This window comes from Colwellia sp. Bg11-28 (genome assembly GCF_002836245.1).
GTDB lineage: Bacteria > Pseudomonadota > Gammaproteobacteria > Enterobacterales > Alteromonadaceae > Colwellia > Colwellia psychrerythraea_A.
In genome coordinates, this window is the sequence record NZ_PJBA01000001.1 from 207,433 (window position 1) to 228,221 (window position 20,789).

At 37.4% G+C, this 20,789-nt stretch carries 14 protein-coding genes; 6 read left to right on the forward strand and 8 right to left on the reverse strand.

Annotated elements, in window-relative coordinates; translation table 11 throughout:
* Positions 1–10 precede the first annotated feature (10 nt).
* The gene (locus CXF79_RS00860; protein WP_101153549.1) at positions 11–703 is read right to left on the reverse strand and encodes a hypothetical protein; all 693 of its coding nucleotides are present in this window, start codon (positions 701–703) and stop codon (positions 11–13) included.
* Positions 704–805: 102 nt separating this feature from the next.
* On the opposite strand from CXF79_RS00860, the gene serB reads away from it, so the two are divergent.
* Complete coding sequence (gene serB / locus CXF79_RS00865; protein WP_101153550.1) at positions 806–1,816, forward strand: phosphoserine phosphatase SerB; 1,011 nt, start codon at positions 806–808, stop codon at positions 1,814–1,816.
* A gap of 159 nt (positions 1,817–1,975) precedes the next feature.
* Here the strand turns inward: serB and CXF79_RS00870 are convergent, their stop codons facing one another.
* Entirely contained in the window at positions 1,976–4,441 is a 2,466-nt protein-coding gene (locus tag CXF79_RS00870) for a PilZ domain-containing protein (protein ID WP_101153551.1), read from the reverse strand.
* A gap of 562 nt (positions 4,442–5,003) precedes the next feature.
* On the opposite strand from CXF79_RS00870, the gene radA reads away from it, so the two are divergent.
* From radA to hpf, 3 genes are all read left to right on the forward strand, one after another.
* The gene (gene radA, locus CXF79_RS00875) at positions 5,004–6,392 is read left to right on the forward strand and encodes a DNA repair protein RadA (RefSeq protein ID WP_101153552.1); all 1,389 of its coding nucleotides are present in this window, start codon (positions 5,004–5,006) and stop codon (positions 6,390–6,392) included.
* A 249-nt stretch (positions 6,393–6,641) separates the two neighbouring features.
* Positions 6,642–8,900 (forward strand): S9 family peptidase, encoded by a 2,259-nt coding sequence (locus tag CXF79_RS00880; RefSeq protein ID WP_101153553.1) that lies wholly within the window; start codon positions 6,642–6,644, stop codon positions 8,898–8,900.
* Between the two features lie 325 nt (positions 8,901–9,225).
* Complete coding sequence (gene hpf / locus CXF79_RS00885; protein ID WP_011041941.1) at positions 9,226–9,561, forward strand: ribosome hibernation-promoting factor, HPF/YfiA family; 336 nt, start codon at positions 9,226–9,228, stop codon at positions 9,559–9,561.
* 219 nt (positions 9,562–9,780) lie between these two features.
* On the opposite strand, the gene metH is transcribed toward hpf, so the two are convergent.
* The 4 genes from metH to CXF79_RS00905 all read right to left on the reverse strand — a co-directional run bounded on the left by metH (position 9,781) and on the right by CXF79_RS00905 (position 16,471).
* Positions 9,781–13,473 (reverse strand): methionine synthase, encoded by a 3,693-nt coding sequence (metH, locus tag CXF79_RS00890; protein WP_101153555.1) that lies wholly within the window; start codon positions 13,471–13,473, stop codon positions 9,781–9,783.
* A gap of 94 nt (positions 13,474–13,567) precedes the next feature.
* Complete coding sequence (locus CXF79_RS00895) at positions 13,568–14,515, reverse strand: homoserine O-succinyltransferase (protein ID WP_011041938.1); 948 nt, start codon at positions 14,513–14,515, stop codon at positions 13,568–13,570.
* Between the two features lie 536 nt (positions 14,516–15,051).
* Positions 15,052–15,816: a MipA/OmpV family protein gene (locus CXF79_RS00900; RefSeq protein WP_101153556.1), complete on the reverse strand. Its 765-nt coding sequence runs from the start codon at positions 15,814–15,816 to the stop codon at positions 15,052–15,054.
* A gap of 172 nt (positions 15,817–15,988) precedes the next feature.
* Positions 15,989–16,471: a YajQ family cyclic di-GMP-binding protein gene (locus CXF79_RS00905; protein ID WP_011041936.1), complete on the reverse strand. Its 483-nt coding sequence runs from the start codon at positions 16,469–16,471 to the stop codon at positions 15,989–15,991.
* 202 nt (positions 16,472–16,673) lie between these two features.
* Between CXF79_RS00905 and CXF79_RS23315 the strand changes: the two genes are divergently transcribed.
* A complete protein-coding gene (locus CXF79_RS23315; protein WP_157825820.1) occupies positions 16,674–17,051 on the forward strand; it encodes a VanZ family protein in 378 nt (125 codons plus the stop codon).
* Between the two features lie 53 nt (positions 17,052–17,104).
* The gene (locus CXF79_RS00910; protein WP_101153693.1) at positions 17,105–18,088 is read left to right on the forward strand and encodes a ketopantoate reductase family protein; all 984 of its coding nucleotides are present in this window, start codon (positions 17,105–17,107) and stop codon (positions 18,086–18,088) included.
* A gap of 9 nt (positions 18,089–18,097) precedes the next feature.
* Here the strand turns inward: CXF79_RS00910 and thiI are convergent, their stop codons facing one another.
* Both thiI and CXF79_RS00920 read right to left on the reverse strand, forming a co-directional pair.
* Complete coding sequence (gene thiI / locus CXF79_RS00915; RefSeq protein WP_011041932.1) at positions 18,098–19,552, reverse strand: tRNA uracil 4-sulfurtransferase ThiI; 1,455 nt, start codon at positions 19,550–19,552, stop codon at positions 18,098–18,100.
* Between the two features lie 273 nt (positions 19,553–19,825).
* The gene (locus tag CXF79_RS00920) at positions 19,826–20,770 is read right to left on the reverse strand and encodes a flagellar motor protein MotB (RefSeq protein WP_101153557.1); all 945 of its coding nucleotides are present in this window, start codon (positions 20,768–20,770) and stop codon (positions 19,826–19,828) included.
* Positions 20,771–20,789: the final 19 nt, after the last annotated feature.

Genomic DNA, 20,789 nt, shown 5'->3' on the forward strand with positions numbered 1-20,789 from the left:
ATGAAATGTATTAGTCTGTTTTAGACTCAGACTCTAAACGATATCCGCGCCTGCTAAAACGATTTAAACCCCGAGTAAGTAAGAACCCTACGACGCCTGCTAATAACAACATTAAGCGTTGTAAAGACTGTTGCTCTTCATCCGCTTTAGCTAAAAGATCAGTTAAATAAGATTGCTCGATAGTAAATCGAAGATAACCATGTAGATTGTAACTGCTTGAGTCGGTTTGACGTATTTCTTCAACAAAAGGCGTTAAGGTATCTGTTACATTGCGTTGATGAGGAGAAATTCCGTAAAGGTCGTTAATACTCTTTGCACTAGGCGGAGCGAGTTCATTACCCTGCTTATCTTTTTCCACCGAAGCACTCGATACGACTAATAGCCCTGTAGCATCATATAAATGGGCTTGTTTAACAAAATTAACTTTTGTTAAACCATCAAGATAACGTTGTAAAAACGCATCTTGATCTACTTTACTTTCATGTGATTGCTCAAGAATAACCGCAACCCCCGCAATCGCCTGTTGAAGTTGTTGCTTAGCAATATAATTAAAGTGCGCCGTTAAGTTATCACTATTTCTCTCTCCGGTTGACTGCCAGAGACTCATCAGTACTATGATAAGCAAAATTGCACTAGCTAATTGCAGGATTTTATTATAAATCGAGGATAATTTAGGGTATAAAGGCTGTTCGGCTTGCTTCATAAGAACACTGGTGACATTTTAGCGCATCGATAGTGCCACTATAGTTAGATTATTAACTGATGTGAAGTTTATTAATTTTAGAACATACCCAAGAGAGTTAACGTGTCTTTTATTACCACTATATCACCCCTTTCGCTTGAACAGTATTTAGCCAATAATTTACAAAATCAACAACTACCTATCGCTTTTAGTTTGTCTGAAAAAGCAGTTACTTTAGCTGATAATATATTAAGTGAACCGGCAACAGAAGAGCAGATAGAGTTGGTTGTATTCCAACAACTTCCCCTGTCGCAGCTGTTAGCATTGCAAAACGATGCTCAGCTTGAAATCATAACGCTCACTACGATTAATCACCGTAATAATCAAACGAGTTGTCGTTTTCAAGTGAACTGTGCTGACTTTATCAAAACCCGTAAAGCAGTAGCTGACTTCGCTTTAGCGAATAAAATTGAAGCCGCTTTATTAACACAGGTACCTAAATTAGCAGTGCCTGGATTATTAGTGATGGATATGGACTCAACCACCATAGAAATTGAGTGTATTGATGAAATAGCTAAGCTAGCGGGCGTTGGTGAAGAAGTCGCTGAAGTAACAGAGCGCGCCATGTTGGGTGAACTCGATTTTGCACAAAGTCTGCATCAACGTGTAGCAACATTAGCAGAGTCACCGGAAAGTATATTAAGTGATGTAGCAAAAAACATTCCCTTAATGGCTGGATTAAAACCACTCATTGTTGAGCTTAAAAAGCACAATTGGCGTATTGCTATTGCTTCTGGTGGTTTTACTTATTTTGCCGATCATCTAAAAGAAACCTTAAACTTAGATGCTGCTTTTGCCAACACCCTTGAAATTATTGATGGAAAACTCACCGGTAAGGTTTTAGGTAGCGTGGTTGATGCGCAAGTAAAAGCGGATTCTTTAGCCATTTTAAGTAAAGAGTATCAAATACCAGTAAATCAAACCGTTGCGATGGGTGATGGTGCCAATGATTTAGTGATGATGGCTGCGGCAAGCTTTGGTGTTGCTTTCCATGCTAAACCTATTGTATTAGCTCAAGCTGATAGCAGCATAAACGAGCAAGGTTTAGATTGCCTGTTACACTGGTTAGCGTAGTTTTTATCATGTCATCTAAAGTTTTAGAAGGCTGATCACAATCTATATTCGCTCTATTTCAATAGGTAAATTCAGACATATTGAAATAGTGCGGGTAAATAATAACAATCAGGTTTAGTTTTACACTGAAATTTTCAACTGCAACAAATAGCAAAAAACTTATTGAGTCAGCTTATATCTCAGTAATGTTTCTTGTGTGACATCAATTAGCTGAACTAACCCAGCAACACTATAGATATCTTGCTCAAGTTGTTTACCACGATGTATAGCATAAGAGCCGATATACGCCAGCTCTGGGTTTAAATGTTCCATATGAGCCTCATCACTACGTGATAATTTCAATTGCAGGCTGTAAAAGTCACCTTGTTTCAACGCGTTTTTAATAAAAAAGTTTCTCATCTGTGGGGTATTAAGCTCACTCACTTGCTTTATTGTTACCGATTTTTCTATGTCTGTAATACTTGCATCGATAGCAATATAGATGAGTTCACTAACGGCAGTATCACTCGCCATGAGTTTTTTCATATGTTGATCAATTAGATTACTGACCTGCAAATTCCCCAACATAGGGTATAAATTATAATAACCATGACGATCACTTAATCGTAACATCGCTGATAATAAATTTTTATGGCTTTGATAACCGTGCGTCCCTACTACTAAGTTTTCTACTTTATAGCGACTACCACTTGATTGCACCATCGCAGTAGGTATTTCCATATTCACCGCATACAAAGTTCTTAGTGCAGCTGATAAACCAGGTGTTAGCATGGCATACTCATCAGGGGTTAATTTATTTTTGTTCTTATCAATTAATAATTTAAAAAATGATCGTCCTATATGTTGATGCTCTTTAACGGACACACGCAGGTTGACCACCTTTTTATCTTTACTGATCCTCATGATCTTATAAGGTAACTGCTTTAGATCAAAAGCTGAGGTGATTTTCTGTAATTTTGGAAAGCTTAAATGAACGATATCGCCTTTTGATAAAGCAGCGGGGTTTTCTAAGTCCACTTTTAACCCAGAAACAGAGAAGTCTGCCGACAATCCAGACCAATTTGAAGCCTTAGATTCAATAGTAACGGGCGTTTGATATTTAAAGCGAACTTCTTGACGTTGATGTCCATAACTCAAAGTTATTTCATCGACTCGGCTTTCTTTATCGTTATGCTTTTGACCTAAACTTTTAAGTCGATCGAGATCGATGCCCTCATAGCCTAGCGCTTGATAATCATTAAAGTCACTGGTATCAGTAACATCAGTTGCAGTTACTGCACAGGGTAAATGCGCAAGAATATCATTCACTTCCTCAGTTAGAGGGGAATTTAAATAGTTCTGCTGTTTAGTAATAGCAGTAGATAAAGTAAAAGGTGAATAAGCTTGTTCAGCATCTATCGTCAGCGATTTTAACGCTGTGATAGCAAAGCTACTTTTACTGGCAGCAAAAGCTAAGAACTGCATAAAAAAAGCATTATCATGTTTAAGTTGTTCTTCATCTACCGTATAGAAAAACTTCTCACCTTTATGCTGATGAATAAAGCTAAACACTAATAAACTCTTACCTTGTTGTTGTAAGACATTTAAACGCGCTAGTCGTTCAGCATTAACAAGGTAATGTAATGCTGGGCGCTTTTTCTCATCGTGCCAATATTGATATAACTTTTGATTGTTCTTGGTCGTTAGTGCATAACGAGGAGACATTTTGTTCATATCCCCTTCGGCACTTTGCATAAATATAATTAATTCATTTAATTTAACTAATGCATATTGTTCAAGGCTTCTCGTCTGTAATGCCGCTAAACTGTTATCTAAGTTGATTTTATACCGGCGTTTATTTCCTTGAATATAACCCACTAAGAATCGCTCAAAGCTATCATTTTCAGGAATATCTATACGCTGACAACCTATTAGTTGAGTCCCCGAGTCGCGTAGGACATTTTTAACTTCAAAATAAAATAAATCATCTTTACTAAATTGAAACTCTTGCTCTAAACCAGTAAAGGCGATACTTAATTGATCACCTTTAAATAAAGAAATATCATTAATCAGTTTAAACTTAATCCCCTTAACACTCAGATCAATACTGGTTGTCGCTAACTGCTGTTTATTCAGTACAGTTAAGGTGATAGGAATAGCAAAGTTCATTCGCTCTTCAGCACGGTTGGGATAGTTTGCTAAGAAATTTAGTTTCGCAGGATATTGGAGCTTTTCTGTTCCTGATTTGTTATTATTAATGCTCTCAACGACGCTAGGGGTAACCTGCTCATTTTGATAAATATTACGAAAACTATTTTTAGCATTTTTAACTGATTCGTACACGCCAAAGGTATAACTACCATATACCGCCACATTTTCTTTGAAAGTAGCAATGGCAACGTCATCTAAAAAATGGGTTTGACCTTGAAAGTCAAATAACTGACATTCACCATTGACCAAACCACGTAAATCAATGGAGCGCGCGCAAGCACCCGCTAAACGTTTTAATTCCATTTTTAACAAAAATTTTTCAGTTTTATTAAGGTGCTCAGTTACAGCACTATAACTCGCTTCAAAACTATTTTTGTTTACCTCACCACGAAAATTGGCAATGATTTTATGATGTTTACTGAAATCTTTATCCATAGTTTTATTATTAACTTCTGATTTAGCGCATGTTTTAACACTTAATTACAGCGTCGCTGTTAGGTTAGAGTTTTTATCGTTACTTTTAACTTAGACAAAAAAAATCAAAATCATTATAATCTAACCGACTTTATCATTAAAAACTAAGCAATTTCTATGCCTCTCAATGATGGAGATCAAACAAAACCATTCATTTTTATAAATTGGTTTAGTTTGATAGTGTAATACCAACCGGACTAATTGATTGATCACTTAGCGAGAATTAAAAGGCTTAGAGGCAAGGCATTGATTGAAGAGAATGGTTATTCCCTTGTCAAAATCAATAACGCTGCATGTAAGCCTTTTAAATTCGCCCTACGGGAGCTCAATAGCAAACTGATAACATCACAAAATGAATGAAATATAGAATAACTATAGTTAACTCATTTTACTTGTTTTAAGCTCGCTAATGTAGCTCTAAGCTGACCAATAAATTAATCCGTTTGGTATAAATTCACATAATATTGTTCAATGACAGACGCTTATTACCGTCATGTTATCGTTTAAAAGGTGGTAAATCTAGATGGTAAAAGCAGCAAAAATCGAATTTGTATGCACCGATTGCGGTATGAATCATACGCGTTGGCAAGGGCAATGCCGTTGCGGAGCATGGAATACCTTGGTAGAAATGAAAATACCAAAAACAGCAAATAAAAATGCAGCTACTCGTACAACAAGTTCAGGCGGTTATGCTGGCTTAACAGGTGGCGGCTCTAAAAAGATTAATGAAATTGAATCCATTGACGCCGAAAAAAGATTAACGGGTATCGGTGAGCTTGACCGTGTTTTATGCGGAGGAGTGACAACAGGATCGGTAAATATTATTTCTGGCGATCCGGGCGCAGGTAAAACGACCCTACTCTCCGATCTTGTCGCTCGTATGTCAAAAACTCACGCCTCACTTTATTGTACCGCTGAAGAATCCCTTTCTCAGTTCAAAAACCGTGTGCACCGATTAAAGTTGGATTATGACGAAGATAACCTTTATCTATTAGCAGAAACCAGTGTTGAAGCCATCATTGATGAATTAGATAAAAACAAAATTAAGTTTGCAGTAATTGACTCTATTCAAGCGGTAGTCACTGAAAATGCTAATGGCAGTCCTGGCTCTCCTTCACAAGTAAAAAGCAGTGCGCAATCACTGACCCAATACTGCAAGCAAAATAATGTCACCATGTTTATTATTGCCCATGTAAATAAAAACAATGAAATTGCCGGCCCACAAACGCTAGTACACATAGTAGATGCCCTGTTGCATATTGATACGAATGACGGTCAAATTCGTACGCTTAGAGCGAACAAAAACCGTTTTGGTGATATCGACACCGTCGGCATTTTCAAAATGTGTGAACGCGGCATGCTCAGTGTTGATAACCCGAGCGAAATATTTTTATCGGGTTCTAGTACCGAATCTCCTGGTTCGACAATAACCTGTATTCGTAAAGGTAATCGCAACCTACTGTTAGAAATTCAATGTTTGACCACTGAAACCGAGGCAGAGTTTCCACAACGTGTTTGTGTTGGTTTGAACATGAACAGGATTAAAATGTTAACCGGGATATTGCGTAAACATACCAAAACGAAGATATTTCACGATACCTTTTTTAATATAGTCGGTGGCTTAAAAATTGATGAGTCTGAAACCTGTATCGATTTAGCCTTGGTCACTGCGCTATTAAGTAGCCTGAATGACTTTGTTATACCGCGTAATACCTGCATCATGGGTGAGTTGAGCTTAAATGGCGACGTTAGACCAATAGACAGTGGCGTACCTCGTGTTAAAGAAGCAGCGCAGCATGGCTTCACCGAAATATTTATTCCTTACCGTAATTATCATAAATCAATGGAAGGACTAGGCGCTAATATCAAAGCAGTAAAAACCATTCATGAGCTCATTGAATTGATAAAATAATGAGCTGAAAGCCTAATAACTTGCAGGCTATACAAATAATTTGTTGCCATTATTGTTTACACTAAGACCAATTTTTAAAGATAGTATCCCTTAAAATATTGGTCCTTTTTTAGCACTACGCTAGTTTAATATACTAGCGTTTGTTAAAGTGCTCGGGCTAAAAAATATTGGCATGGACGTCATAGGCACAACGCATATAATTACCTATTACCACAAACAAATAAAATAACTTAATAAGATAACTTTCCTATGAAATTTACTGTTAAAAAAGCACTTTTCTCTCTCCTTTGCTCATTAGCTTTACCATTGAGTGCAAATGCAAGTGATGAGAAAGTCCAAGTGCCTAGCGCAGAGCAATTAACCATTGAGCGCATTTATAGTTCGCCTTCTCTTAATGGTCAAACACCCAAGTCATTGAAATTTTCTCCAGACGGAACACGGGTAACTTACCTTCAAGGTAAAGCAGAAGATCTAAACCGTTATGATTTGTGGGAATACAATTTAGCCAGTAAAGAAAATAAGCTGCTTGTTGATTCTCAATCCTTATTTAGTGGCCCTGAAAATTTATCTGACGAAGAAAAAGCACGCCGTGAACGCCAACGTATTTATGGTGTTGGTATTATGGAATACCAATTTTCACAAGATGGTAGTGCATTATTATTTCCGCTTAATGGTGATATTTACTACTACCATTTAGCAACAAAAACAGCTAAACGCTTAACGGAAACTGCTGGTTTTGAAACTGATGTAAAGTTTTCACCTAAAGGCAATTTTGTTTCTTATATTCGTGAGCAAAACGTTTATGTATTAAATATTGCTTCAGGTGAAGAGCGCCAACTTACCATCGATGGCGGCGGCACCATTAAAAATGGTATGAGTGAATTTGTTGCTCAAGAAGAAATGTCGCGTATGACCGGTTATTGGTGGTCGCCAAATGAAAAGCATATTGCTTTTTTACGTGTCGATGAAACTCCGGTAAAAACGGTTATTCGTAACGAAATATACGCTGAAAAAATTGAGCTAATTGAACAACGCTACCCTGCAACAGGGACTAATAATGTTCATATTCAACTAGCCGTTACTGACATTAAAGGTAAAAAAATCCGTTTTGTTGAGTTAGGTGATAACAAGGATATTTATATCCCACGTGTGAAATGGCTTAGTGATAGTAAAAAGGTATCTTACCAATTACAAAGTCGTGACCAAAAAACGTTAACATTAAAAACATACAATTTAAAAAAACGTCGCCAAAAAACCTTACTAGTAGAAAAATCTAACCATTGGCTTAACTTGCATAAAGATTTAACTTTTTTAAGTGACAATAAAACTTTTATCTGGGCTTCCGAGCGCGACGGCTACAAGCACCTTTACCATTACAACTTAAAAGGTGAGTTAATTTCTCAGTTAACCAAAGGCGAGTGGGTAGTTGATTCACTAACACGTGTAGATGAAAAGAATGGTTGGGTTTACTTTACCGGTCGTGCTGACACTCCTCTTGAACGTCACTTATATAAAGTTCCTCTTAGCGGAAAATCGCCTGAAAATGTACAGCGTATTTCTAAGCGCAATGGCTTTCATAGCATAAACTTCAGTCAAACCAGCGAAAGTTATATTGATAGTTTCTCAAATACGAAAACACCTAAACAGGTAAGTTTGCATTCAGCTAATGGTGAACATATTACTTGGTTAGCTGAAAATAAAGTGACGTCTGAGCACCCTGTAGCACCTTATTATAATGGCTTAGTCATGCCTGAATTTGGTTCTTTAAAATCAGATGATGGCAAAGCTGATTTGTACTACAAGCTTTATAAACCTAAGAACATGCAACCAGGCAAAAAGTACCCTGTCATTGTTAGAGTTTATGGCGGTCCTCACGCACAACTGGTCACTAATAAGTGGCAAGGCGCTGATATAACCCAATACATGTTACAACAGGGGTATATTGTTTATCAGCTTGATAATCGAGGCTCTAACTACCGTGGTACCGCGTTTGAATTTCCAATCTATGAGACGCTGGGCCAAATTGAAGTTGCCGACCAAATTACGGGTGTGAAATACCTCCAGACATTGCCGTATGTTGATAAAGAACGCATTGGTGTATTTGGTCACTCTTACGGTGGTTACATGGCGTTAATGACTATGTTTAAAGCAGGTGATTACTTCAAAGCTGGTGTAAGTGGCGCGCCTGTAACAGATTGGATGCTCTACGATACGCATTACACTGAACGCTATTTAAATCACCCTAAAGTCAATGCTGCAGGTTATCAGCAAAGCAGTGTGTTCCCTTATGTTTCTGGCTTAAGCGGTCCACTGATGGTTTATCATGGAATGGCGGATGACAATGTATTGTTTACCAATACCACGAAATTAATTAAAGCCTTACAAGATGAAGGTAAACTATTTGAACTGATGACCTACCCGGGTAGTAAACACAGTATGCGTGGAAAAAAAGTAAAAGTGCATTTAAACGCGACTATTATGGATTTCTTTGATAGGCATTTTAAATAACCTGTTCAGTGTAACTTTGGTGTTAACTACTAGAAATTAACTACAAGGCATTAGCTATTTCGAACAACTCAAACGGCAAGTAACTTAAGTTACTTGCCGTTTTTTTTGCTTTGTCATTTTTGGTTTAATTAATTCTTTGAATAACAACTCAATTATTTATTAGTTTTTTATTAGCATATTTCATGCCCAAAAAACCCTAAAAATCGGGTTACATTTAATTGCATTTATCTACCATTTTTCTATTGCATTTTTATGACTGAAGGAGGATTATGAAATTGAAGATAACGACACAGATAAAGTTAAAGATAACAAAAGAGGTAAGACTATGAAGATTAAAATTTCTGGACACCACGTTGAAATAACTGAAGGTATCAAGCAATCTATCGAAAATAAGTTTGCGAAAATCTCTAAACATTATCCGTCAATCATGACGCTAAACTCGACCATTACCGTTGAACCGCATCTACAAAAACTTGAAGTAACCACACTGTATGAAGGTGAAAAAGTAACCGTAAATGCTTCTGACAAACAACTTTATGTTGCCATTGCAAAAGTAGCCAAAAAACTACAATCAGCACTAGCACATCGTAAAGGAGTATTATCCGCCAAATTCAATAATAAGTTTGAAGTACCACAAACAGACTTATATCAATCAGCATAATTAAGATATGAGCTAAGGTATAAGCCAAGGCCAGTAAAGTGCTTGTAATAACGTAATACATTACCAGCAAAATTCATTTTACTAAAAAGCATTAACTAGAAAACGAAAAGGCTGCACCATGATAAACATGGTGCAGCCTTTTTTATTAGTCTCAACTTGTGTAACTTAAATAGGTAATCAGTTCACCTATTTAAACGACTCAGTTTATTCTGGTTCAGCTTACTCTGGTTCATAGTCTAAGTTTGCAGATAACCAACGTTCTGCTTGCTCTAAGGTAAATCCTTTACGAACTGCATAATCTAGCACCTGATCTTTAGCTAATTTTGCTACCGCGAAGTATTTAGACTCTGGGTGCGAGAAGTACCAACCACTCACTGCAGCACCTGGCCACATCGCATAACTTGAGGTGAGGTCCATATCAATGTTTTCTTTAACATTGAGTAACTCCCACAATAAACCTTTCTCAGTATGCTCAGGACAAGCAGGATATCCTGGTGCAGGTCGAATACCTTGATAACTTTCGCGAATTAACGCGTCATTATTTAAATCTTCATCGGGGGCAAAACCCCAATATTCTTTACGCACTTTCTCATGTAAATATTCAGCACTCGCTTCCGCTAATCTATCCGCTACCGCTTTAAGTAATATTGAATTATAGGCATCGTGATCTGCATCAAAAACTTTGACTAAATCTTCAACACCAAAACCTGCTGACACAGCAAAAGCACCAACATAATCTTCAATGCCTGAGTCTTCTGGTGCGATATAATCCGCTAAACAACGGTTAAACTGCCCTGCTGGTTTTTTACTTTGTTGACGTAGTTGATGAAGTCTCATTAATTTATCGCTGCGACTTTCATCTGTGTATAGCTGTATATCATCTTGATTACTGTTTGCAGGAAACAAACCAAATACTGCTCTAGCACATATTTTTTCATTATTAATAACATCATCAAGCATGGCGTTAGCATCATTAAATAAGCTTGTTGCTTCAACACCAATCACTTCATGTTTTAAAATAAGCGGATACTTACCAGACATTTGCCATGTCATGAAAAATGGCGTCCAATCAATATATTTTCTAACTTCATTCAAATCGATATTATCAAGGACAGTTACACCCAGTTTGTTAGGTTTTTTAGGCGTATAATCTTCAAAATTAATTTTAGTAGCATTAGCACGAGCAGCTTCAAGGCTTATTAAACTTGAGCGCGGACCTTTTTTATAATGACGAACACGTACGCGTTCATATTCTTCTTGGGTACTGGCAAAGAACTTTGCTTTATGCTCATTTGATAATAAATTACTTACTACTGATACCGCACGTGAAGCGTTTGATACATAAACTACGGGTTCATCATATTGCGGCTCAATTTTTACTGCTGTATGGGCTTTTGACGTGGTTGCACCGCCAATTAATAGAGGCAGTTTCAAGCCTGTACGTTTCATTTCTTTAGCAACATAAACCATTTCATCAAGCGACGGTGTGATCAAGCCCGATAAACCGATGATATCGACGTTTTCTTCTTTAGCGACACGTAAAATATCATCGCATGAAACCATAACGCCAAGATCTATAATTTCGTAGTTATTACATTGCAGTACTACGCCAACAATGTTTTTCCCGATATCGTGTACATCGCCTTTTACCGTCGCGAGCAATACTTTACCGTTGGTGCTTATTTCAGTTTTTCCCTCTTCGATGTAAGGGTTTAAATAAGCAACCGCTTGTTTCATTACACGGGCTGATTTTACCACTTGCGGTAAGAACATTTCACCCGCACCAAATAAATCACCGACAGTATTCATGCCATCCATCAATGGCCCTTCAATGACATCTAATGGTTTCTCTGACGCTAAACGAGCTTCTTCGGTATCCTCGATAATAAATTCATTAATACCTTTAACTAACGCATGAGATAAACGCGCGTTAATCGGTAATTCTCGCCAAGTTAAATCTGTCTTTGAGGCTTGTCCGCCAGCTTTACCATGAAACTCTTGCGCAATATCAAGTAAGCGTTCAGTCGCACCATCGTCCTTATTTTGAATAACATCTTCTACCGCTTGTTTTAGATTTGCTGGTAAGTCTGAATAAATAGCTAATTGACCAGCGTTAACAATCCCCATATCCATACCATTTTTAATGGCATAGTATAAAAAGACTGCGTGAATGGCTTCACGCACTGGGTTGTTTCCTCTAAAGGAGAAAGAAACGTTAGATACACCACCTGAAATCATCGCATAAGGTAGATTTTTCTTAATGTCATCAACTGCTTCGATAAAATCGACCGCGTAGTTATTGTGCTCTTCAATACCAGTGGCGACAGCAAAAATATTCGGGTCAAAAATAATATCTTCTGGCGGGTAACCAATTTCATCAACCAACATATGATAAGCACGATGACAAATTTCATATTTACGCTTACGCGTATCAGCTTGTCCTTCTTCATCAAATGCCATAACAATAACAGCCGCGCCGTAACGACGAAGCAATTCAGCTTGGTGACGGAAGTTTTCTTCGCCCTCTTTTAAGCTGATAGAGTTAACAATGCCTTTACCTTGAATACATTTCAGGCCCGCTTCAATGATATCCCACTTAGAGGAGTCAATCATGATCGGCACTTTAGCAATATCTGGTTCGCCAGCAATCAGGTTCAAAAAACGCACCATGGCGGTTTTTGAGTCCAACATGCCTTCATCCATGTTGATATCAATAATCTGCGCGCCATTTTCTACTTGTTGTAGAGCTACAGAGATAGCTTTATCGTAATCTTCTTCAACAATTAAGCGCTTAAACATGGCAGAGCCGGTAACATTGGTACGTTCGCCCACGTTTACAAACAAGCTATCTTTGTTAATGGTTAATGCTTCTAAACCAGATAAGCGACAGGCAATTTCACGTTTTTCAACTTTACGCGGTTTTATTTTTGCAACTGAGTCAGCCATGCCTCTGATATGCTCAGGCGTGGTACCACAACAGCCACCAATGATATTTAAAAAGCCTGATGAAGCCCACTCTTCTACATGAGTGTTCATGTCTTCAACGGTGAAATCATACTCACCGAAGGCATTTGGTAAACCCGCATTAGGATGGGCAGAAACAGCCGTATCACAAATACGGCTTAATTCAGCAACATACTGGCGCAATTCAACCGGACCTAAGGCACAGTTAAGACCAAAGGATACAGGCTTTGCATGACGTAATGAATTGTAAAAAGCTTCGGTAGTTTGTCCTGATAAAGTACGACCAGAGGCATCAGTAATAGTACCTGAAATCATTACAGGTAAACGCTCACCTAATTGGTCAAATACAGTTTCTACTGCAAATACTGCCGCTTTAGCATTTAAGGTATCGAAAATAGTTTCGATTAAAATAATGTCACTACCGCCTTCAATCAAAGCTAACGTGGATTCGATATAGGCATCTTTTAACTCATCAAAAGTAACGTTACGATATGCAGGATCGTTTACATCGGGAGAAATTGAACAAGTACGGTTAGTTGGCCCTAAAACACCCGCAACAAAACGAGGACGATCAGGGTTCTTTTTAGTGTACTCATCAGCCGCTTCTCGCGCTATTTGAGCAGCAACACGGTTAATCTCAGCGCTATACTCTTGCATGTCGTAATCGGCCATGGCAATCGTTGTTGCGTTAAACGTATTCGTTTCAAGAATATCAGCGCCGGCTTCAAGATACTCAAGATGAATCGCTTTAATGATTTCAGGTTGAGTAAGCACTAACATATCGTTATTGCCTTTTACATCGGTATGCCAATCAGCAAAGCGTTCCGCTCTAAAGTCTTGCTCTTCAAATTTATATGCTTGGATCATGGTGCCCATTGCACCATCTAAAATTAAAATGTTTTTTGCTAACTGTTGCTCAAATAAGGCAAATGATGATGATTTTTTCATGTTCTTTTTCCGCTGTGTCGAAAGTTATTTAATGGCTGACTAAGATAAATAATAGTGACCAACTAATTAATCTTAGTTGGTCTTTTAGTGAAAACTAAATAACAGTATCAGGGTGAATAGCTCTAATATTTGAAGCATCTAATTGATATGGCGTCATTTGATAAACATAGTAGTTAAGCCAATTAGTATAGAGCAAACTACCATGACTACGCCATGAACCAACAGGTGATTTGCTGGCGTCATCATCTTGATAATAATTTTTGGGTAAAGCAGTATCAGCACTTTTATTACTATCTCGTAAATATTCTTCATGCAATGTGCTTGCATCGTATTCAGGATGCCCCGTCAAATACACTTGCTGTTTGTTTTTACTGGCAGCTAAATATACACCTGCATCAGCAGATTCAGCTAATATCTGTATTTGAGGAATGCTTTCATAATCTGATTTATCAATGTAACCATAACGAGAATGTGGCACATTAAAGTTTTCATCAAATCCTCTCGTTAATGACTCTTTATCATCAAGCGGTTTGTGTTTAAACACACCAGAAAGTTTTTCTTTGCGCAAATGACGGTTTAAACCGTAGTGATGATATAACGCAGCGTGTGCAGCCCAACATGAGAACATGGTTGAAGTTACATTTTTTTCTGCCCAATCAAACACTTCACAAATTTTATCCCAAAATTTCACTTGCGAATAATCAAGCAAAGCTAGCGGAGCACCTGTGATGATTAGACCATCGTATTGTTTGTGTTTTATATCATCAAACAAATGGTAAAAGTTTTCTAGATGCTCTTCTGGCGTATTTTTGGACACATTTTTATGTATACGAATAAATTCAATATTTATCTGTAACGGTGTATTAGACAGCATGCGCAATATCTGCACTTCAGTTTCAATTTTATTCGGCATTAAGTTGAGAATAGCGACTTGCATTGGACGAATTTCTTGAGATGCTGCTCGGTTCTCAGACATAACAAAAATATTTTCATTATCTAAAATTGATAACGCTGGTAATTGGTCGGGAATTTTAATGGGCATGACGCTACCTAACAAAAAATACACATAATAATTAAGAGTTATACTGTTACTTAGATCACTAGATATGTCAACATCTAAACGTATAGACGTCTATACTGTTTTTATCGTCTAAATCATAAATCGAGCTAATAACCACCTATTACAGTACTTAACGCCATGTTTAGCCTTTTCTGGATAGAGCTCAAACATGTATATAGCCCATAATGATGACTATCAATTATAGAGCCTTTTTTCCCCTTTTATTCATATCAGAAAATAATAAATATAAATAATCTTGCTAGATATTAGAGCTAATTCCCTTGGTACATCTACTTAAGTGAGTTATTAATCCCACGAATACTTACATTAATCGCACTAAATAAGTGATCATTTTCAGGTGAGTTATAGCAATCGGACTAATAATGGCAATTGACAATAAGTTACCATCATCGCCTAAAGTAGCTATTGAATTAAAAATGTCGAGAAGTCGTTTGAGGTAAGTAATACTTCAAAGAAAACAACACGAGATTTTAGCTAGTCTAAATGCCGTGATATAGTTAAAAAAACTTACTAAAGAGAAAACGAGCACTCATATTAGCTTCATCTTCAACCAATGGGCTATTGGTTATTGCTGAATCATACCAAGTGTAATCAACTACAATACGGGTAAAGCCACCTAAAAAAATGGGCGTGGCCAAGGATAAAGAAATAGTAGTATTTAGTGCGGATTTACCAAGATATTGAGATGTAAATTCATTAGTTTCGCTTGCCTTCACACCATAATAATAATCAACATGATTGCTGTCTAAATAGCTGACACTTAAACTTGGTTCAAAGAACAAAGGACCTTTGCGAAACACACGCGAGATGTTAGCTTTAGCTTCATAACCATTAGATCTGCCAAGTACATCAAACATGCTTGAAAGGCCTATTTTCCAGTCCTTCTTCTGATAAGAAAGTCCTAATCCAGCATCCATAGAAAACTTTCTTTCTTGCATATTTTCAAAAATAAAACTGTCAGACTCATCAAAGCCTTGAAATCGAGGGGCGATCTGCACAGTCAATTCAATATCAGAAAATTCCAATGCATCATAACTAACGAAGGGCCCTAAAACCCGAAAATTATCACCTCGGTAACCTATAATAGGTAAAGGAATGACTCGATAATCATAGCCAGAATATATCTCTTGGTTGATACCTAAACCTAAGCCATACAAAAAACCTTTCGGTTCAATACGCTCTCTAACGTCTCCTCTATCTCCGTCCGCAAACACAGCACTACTCAATAATGCTAGGCTCCAACAAAGGGCCAGATATTTCATTTACTTTCCTTAGGTTAATATACTATTCAAAGACTAGAATGCTATTCAAAACCTACAATACGCTTCAATAGAAGTATTTAGATCAATTATGCTTTTAATTTTAACCAACATAAAAAAACCATAACTAAAGTTATGGTTTTGAATTGGTTGTCACAATTTAGTTGGCTAAAATTTAATCTTTAAAGTTAGTAAACTGAAACGACTGTTCTAGCTCAGCAGTACGCACTAATTGCATTACCGCTTGTAATTCATCACGCTTTTTACCTGTTACACGAACTTGTTCACCTTGAATCGCAGCTTGTACTTTCAGCTTTTCGCCTTTGATAAGCTTCACTAGTTGCTTAGCCATATCTTGCTCTATACCTTCTTTAAACGTTACTTGCTGACTCCAATTTCTACCTGAAGCACTTGCATCTCCAACGGCCATTGCTTTAGCATCAACATTACGCTTAGCTAATTGGCTTCTTAACAAGTCGCACATTTGCTTTAATTGAAAGTCACCTTCAGCTTTAAGGATAATATTAGGTTTTTTCCATTCAAAACTTGCTTCAACACCACGAAAATCAAATCGGGTAGTAATTTCACGATTAGCATTGTCGACAGCATTTCTTACTTCTTCTAAATCAGTCTCTGATACGATATCCATTGATGGCATAATTTTTCTCTATGTAGGTTGGATTAACTCAATACCGCTATTATACCTTCACGTTTAATGCACGCAACTAAAGTACCAATTGAAGCAAGAATATATGTTATGCGGCAACTTAACAGCAATGCAGGACAGAAAAGTGCAACAAGAAATACTGTGTTAATCATGCTAATATTGAATAACTTACTTAGTTAATTGCAGATTACTTGTGAAAGCTCGCCCGCATTATTACTTTTTTATTACGGTCATTGTCGTAATTCTATTACTGCTTTTCGCGCATGAATTTTTACCCAATGTTTTACGAAAGCGCATATTTCAAATTCCAGAGATTGATACTATAGGGCACTTAACTAGCTTTTTCATTTTAACCTGGGTTTGCCACTCTATTATCAAATTGTCACTGTCTCTTTCTGTGCCTTTTCTTATTTTCTATGGCGCTTTGACAGAAATTGGCCAATCCTTTTTGGGGTATAGAACGGGGCAATTCGGAGACTTTATTGCTGATGTTGTAGGCATCAGTTTATTCGTGTTAGCGAAATGGCTGTACCGCAAGTTTTTCCATAGAACTAGAGTCAATACGTTGTAACTACAAATGTTACTCACTGCTACGAACTTAATACAATGGTACATAATAAACTCATGATTAATAAGCTAGATAATATTGTTGTCGTTGGACAAGGATCAATGGGACTTCTTTGGTACCATCACTTATCTCAACAGAATATTTCACATAGCGACATCCCAAACGTCAATAAAAACAAGAAGGTTACTTTACTTGCCTCGAATCAAAATTCACTGAGTAACCATGAGCTAGAGATAGCCACTTATCAATTTATCACCTACCAGCAAGCTCAAGAAAAAACTTATCCGCTAACCTATAGTCAAGCGGTTGATGTAGAGTCAGCTGATGTAATTATCTTATGTCTAAAGTCATTTAATATTGCCACCGCAATAAAGAAAATAGCTAAGAACATTAATCCTCATTGCATCATTATTCTTGCTCATAATGGCATGGGTACCTTTACGGATGTGGAGAGCCTACTACCCCGTCAGCAAATTATACTGGCGATGTTAACAACTCATGGCTGTTTACGAAATGCACCATTAGCGATTACCCATACAGGATTAGGTCAAACCGATATAGGACTACTTTCTGGAAAATTAAGTGTATCCCAACAAACTCAACTCACCAATCTATTGAACCATGCCCTGCCCCAAGTAAGCTTTCATCAAGACATAGTGACAAAGCAGTGGGTAAAGTTGGCAATAAATTGTGTGATAAACCCTATCACTGCCATTAATAACATTGAAAATGGCGAGGTAAATGACGAGAAGTTTTCTGCACAGATCAATGCGTTATTAAATGAAATAAGCGAAGTGAGCCAAACTGAAAATATAACGTTAGCATTTACTGACTTAAAGGCAATGGTTCATAAAGTAGCATTAGCAACAGCGAAAAACTGCTCTTCAATGAGAAGTGATGTTTTGACGGGAAGATCTACAGAGGTTGATTATATTAACGGTTATATTCACCGCTTAGGTAAGAAAAATAATGTTGCCACGCCAGAGAATACTCGTCTGTGGCAACAGGTGCTAAACCTTAACGTTAGCTCTAGAGGTTAAGTCTAAAAGTTAAGGACGGTACACTTTTACATTTTTGAAACCATTATCAAGTAAATATAAGGCTTGAAGTTTACTCATCACACCGTGATCACAATATAACAAGTATTCTTTCGTCATATCTAAGTCACCAAACTGTGTAGATAATTTGTAAAAAGGAATGTGCTTAACTTCAACATCACCTAGCTCTAACGGTTTATCTTCTTCTTCTTCAGGGCTACGAATATCTACAACAACAGCATTCTCAGGAATGTTTTCAACAAGATCTACAGCATGAATTTCTTCTTCCGCTTCTTTGCCTATATCGCGAATATCATAAACACGCGTTTCACTAACAACCTTGTCTAAAACATCAAAATCAAAGTTACCTTCTTCTTCTTCAACTTTAGATAAAACAGCTTTTACCGTTGGTTTTTTAGAAATAACTCCACAGTATTCTGGGATGGTTTTAGAAAATTCTTCTGTTCCTATTTTGCGCGCTATATCAATAATATCTTGCTTATCGTAAGCGGCTAATGGACGTAAAATCAGCGTATCAGTTACACGATTGATAACGTTTAAGTTAGTTAAGGTTTGACTTGAAACCTGACCTAAACTTTCACCCGTAACAAGTGCTTGAATTTTACCTCGCTCTGCTATTTTTGTGGCTGCACGAATCATCATGCGTTTAAGTACCACGCCCATCTGGCTATTTTCAACATTCTCTAGAATCTCAGCAACAACAGGCTCGAAGTCTACCGCAAAGAATTTAACTTTATGTGAGGCACCAAATTTGTTCCACAAATAATAACTGATTTGTTTAACACCCACTTCGTGAGCAGAACCACCAAGATTAAAGAAACAATAGTGAGTACGTGCACCTTTCTTGATCATTTGATAACTTGAAACACCTGAGTCAAAACCACCTGACATTAGTGATAACACGTCTTCTTGCGTCGCTATTGGAAAGCCGCCTAGGCCCTTATGTCGCTGGGTAACAATAAAAAGATCTTTGTTTTTAATCTCTAGATGAATAGTAACATCTGGATTTTTTAGTTTTACTTTCGCACTTTCTACCTGTTGATTTAAACCACCACCAACGTACTGTTCAACTTTTAATGAATTGAAATCATGATTTCCTGTCCGTTTAGCACGTACACAAAAAGTCTTATTTTCAATAGATTCAGCATGGACAGCGAGTGTTTTTTCATAAATATCATGAACATCAACAAATTCACTTTGCTGTACTTCTAAGAACATAGGAATGCCAGGAATGCATTTAAGGGCTTCTACTAAACGTTCACGGTTTTCAGGCGAATTGTCTTTAGTATTAACTTCAATATTATCCCAGTTCATACGTGTAGTGACTTGTTCGTCAATACGACGTAAAACATTCTTAACGCTAGACTCTAATATTTTAGTAAAACGTTTACGGACGGGGCGAGATTTGATGGTAATCTCGGCTTGAAGCTTTACGATAAATTTCATCGGTTATGACCTAAAAAAGACAAAAAAATAATGGCGCGCATTATACACTATTTTTCAGGTTCTGTTGAGTTTTCGTTTTAGTGCTTACTTTAAAGGGATATAAAGAAAGTAATGTGAGTAGAGTGTAATCCAGTTACTCAAGACAATACGAATCTGCATTGTCTAATAAGCTACGTCCGTGTAGCGTTACTTAACTATTTACAAGGCCGAGCGTTAACAACTGAAAGTGTTACAGGCTCTGTGCTTTTAAACTTTAACCTCGATGCTAACTTTCTATTCTTTAGTGATACCAATTCGCTCAGTTTCTTTGGCTTTACCTTGATTGATAGCTATTTCAACACGGCGATTTCGGCGGCGATTTAACGCATTAGTATTAGGCACTAAAGGTCGAGTATCTGCATGTCCAGCGGCCACTAATCGGCTGGCGTCAAAGTCAGGAACCTTAATTAACTGATGCGCTATTGCAACAGCACGTTTACTCGATAGATCCCAATTAGAGCTAAACAATTCAGAATCAACGCCGCGATTATCAGTATGTCCTGAGATCATGATTTCACCTGGCACAGTATTTAATAACTCACCAATTTCACGAATTACAGGCCAAAACTTAGGTTGTAAAAATGCAGATCCTGAAGGAAAAGAACCATTCTCTCTTATGCGAATAATAACTTGTTGGCCCAAAGACTCTAGTTCTATCGCACCATCTTGAATTTGCTGCTCTAACTGTTCAGCTATTTTCTTCACTAATTCGTTTACTTGTTCTTGAGCAGCTTCCTCCATATCTTGCTTAGCTTGATCTAATGCCTGCTGTGAAAGTGCATCTTCCGTATTTTGAGATTGGCCACCACGTTCAGTACCTCGCTGCTCTTGTCGACCACCAGCAGAGGTTTCATCACCCGCTTGAAACTCAAGCATCTGCTGAGTCATTTCCATGGTTTGTTGCTGAATAACCTCAATAGGTGTTGGTTCAGGTTTTCCTGGACGAAACTCTTGAGCAATAATACTGGTACCTTTGGGAATATCTTTTACTTCAATTTTATTTTGCACACCAAAGGCAAACTTCATCGAGCCCGCAATTTGTTTAAACTTTAAAACATCCATTTCTGAGAATGATAAAAGCAAAACGAAAAAACACATCAACAAGGACATAAGATCGGCAAAAGTCCCCATCCACGCAGGCAGCCCAGGAGGCGGACATTTACATTGTTGTTCAGCCATGCGCCACTCCTATTATAAA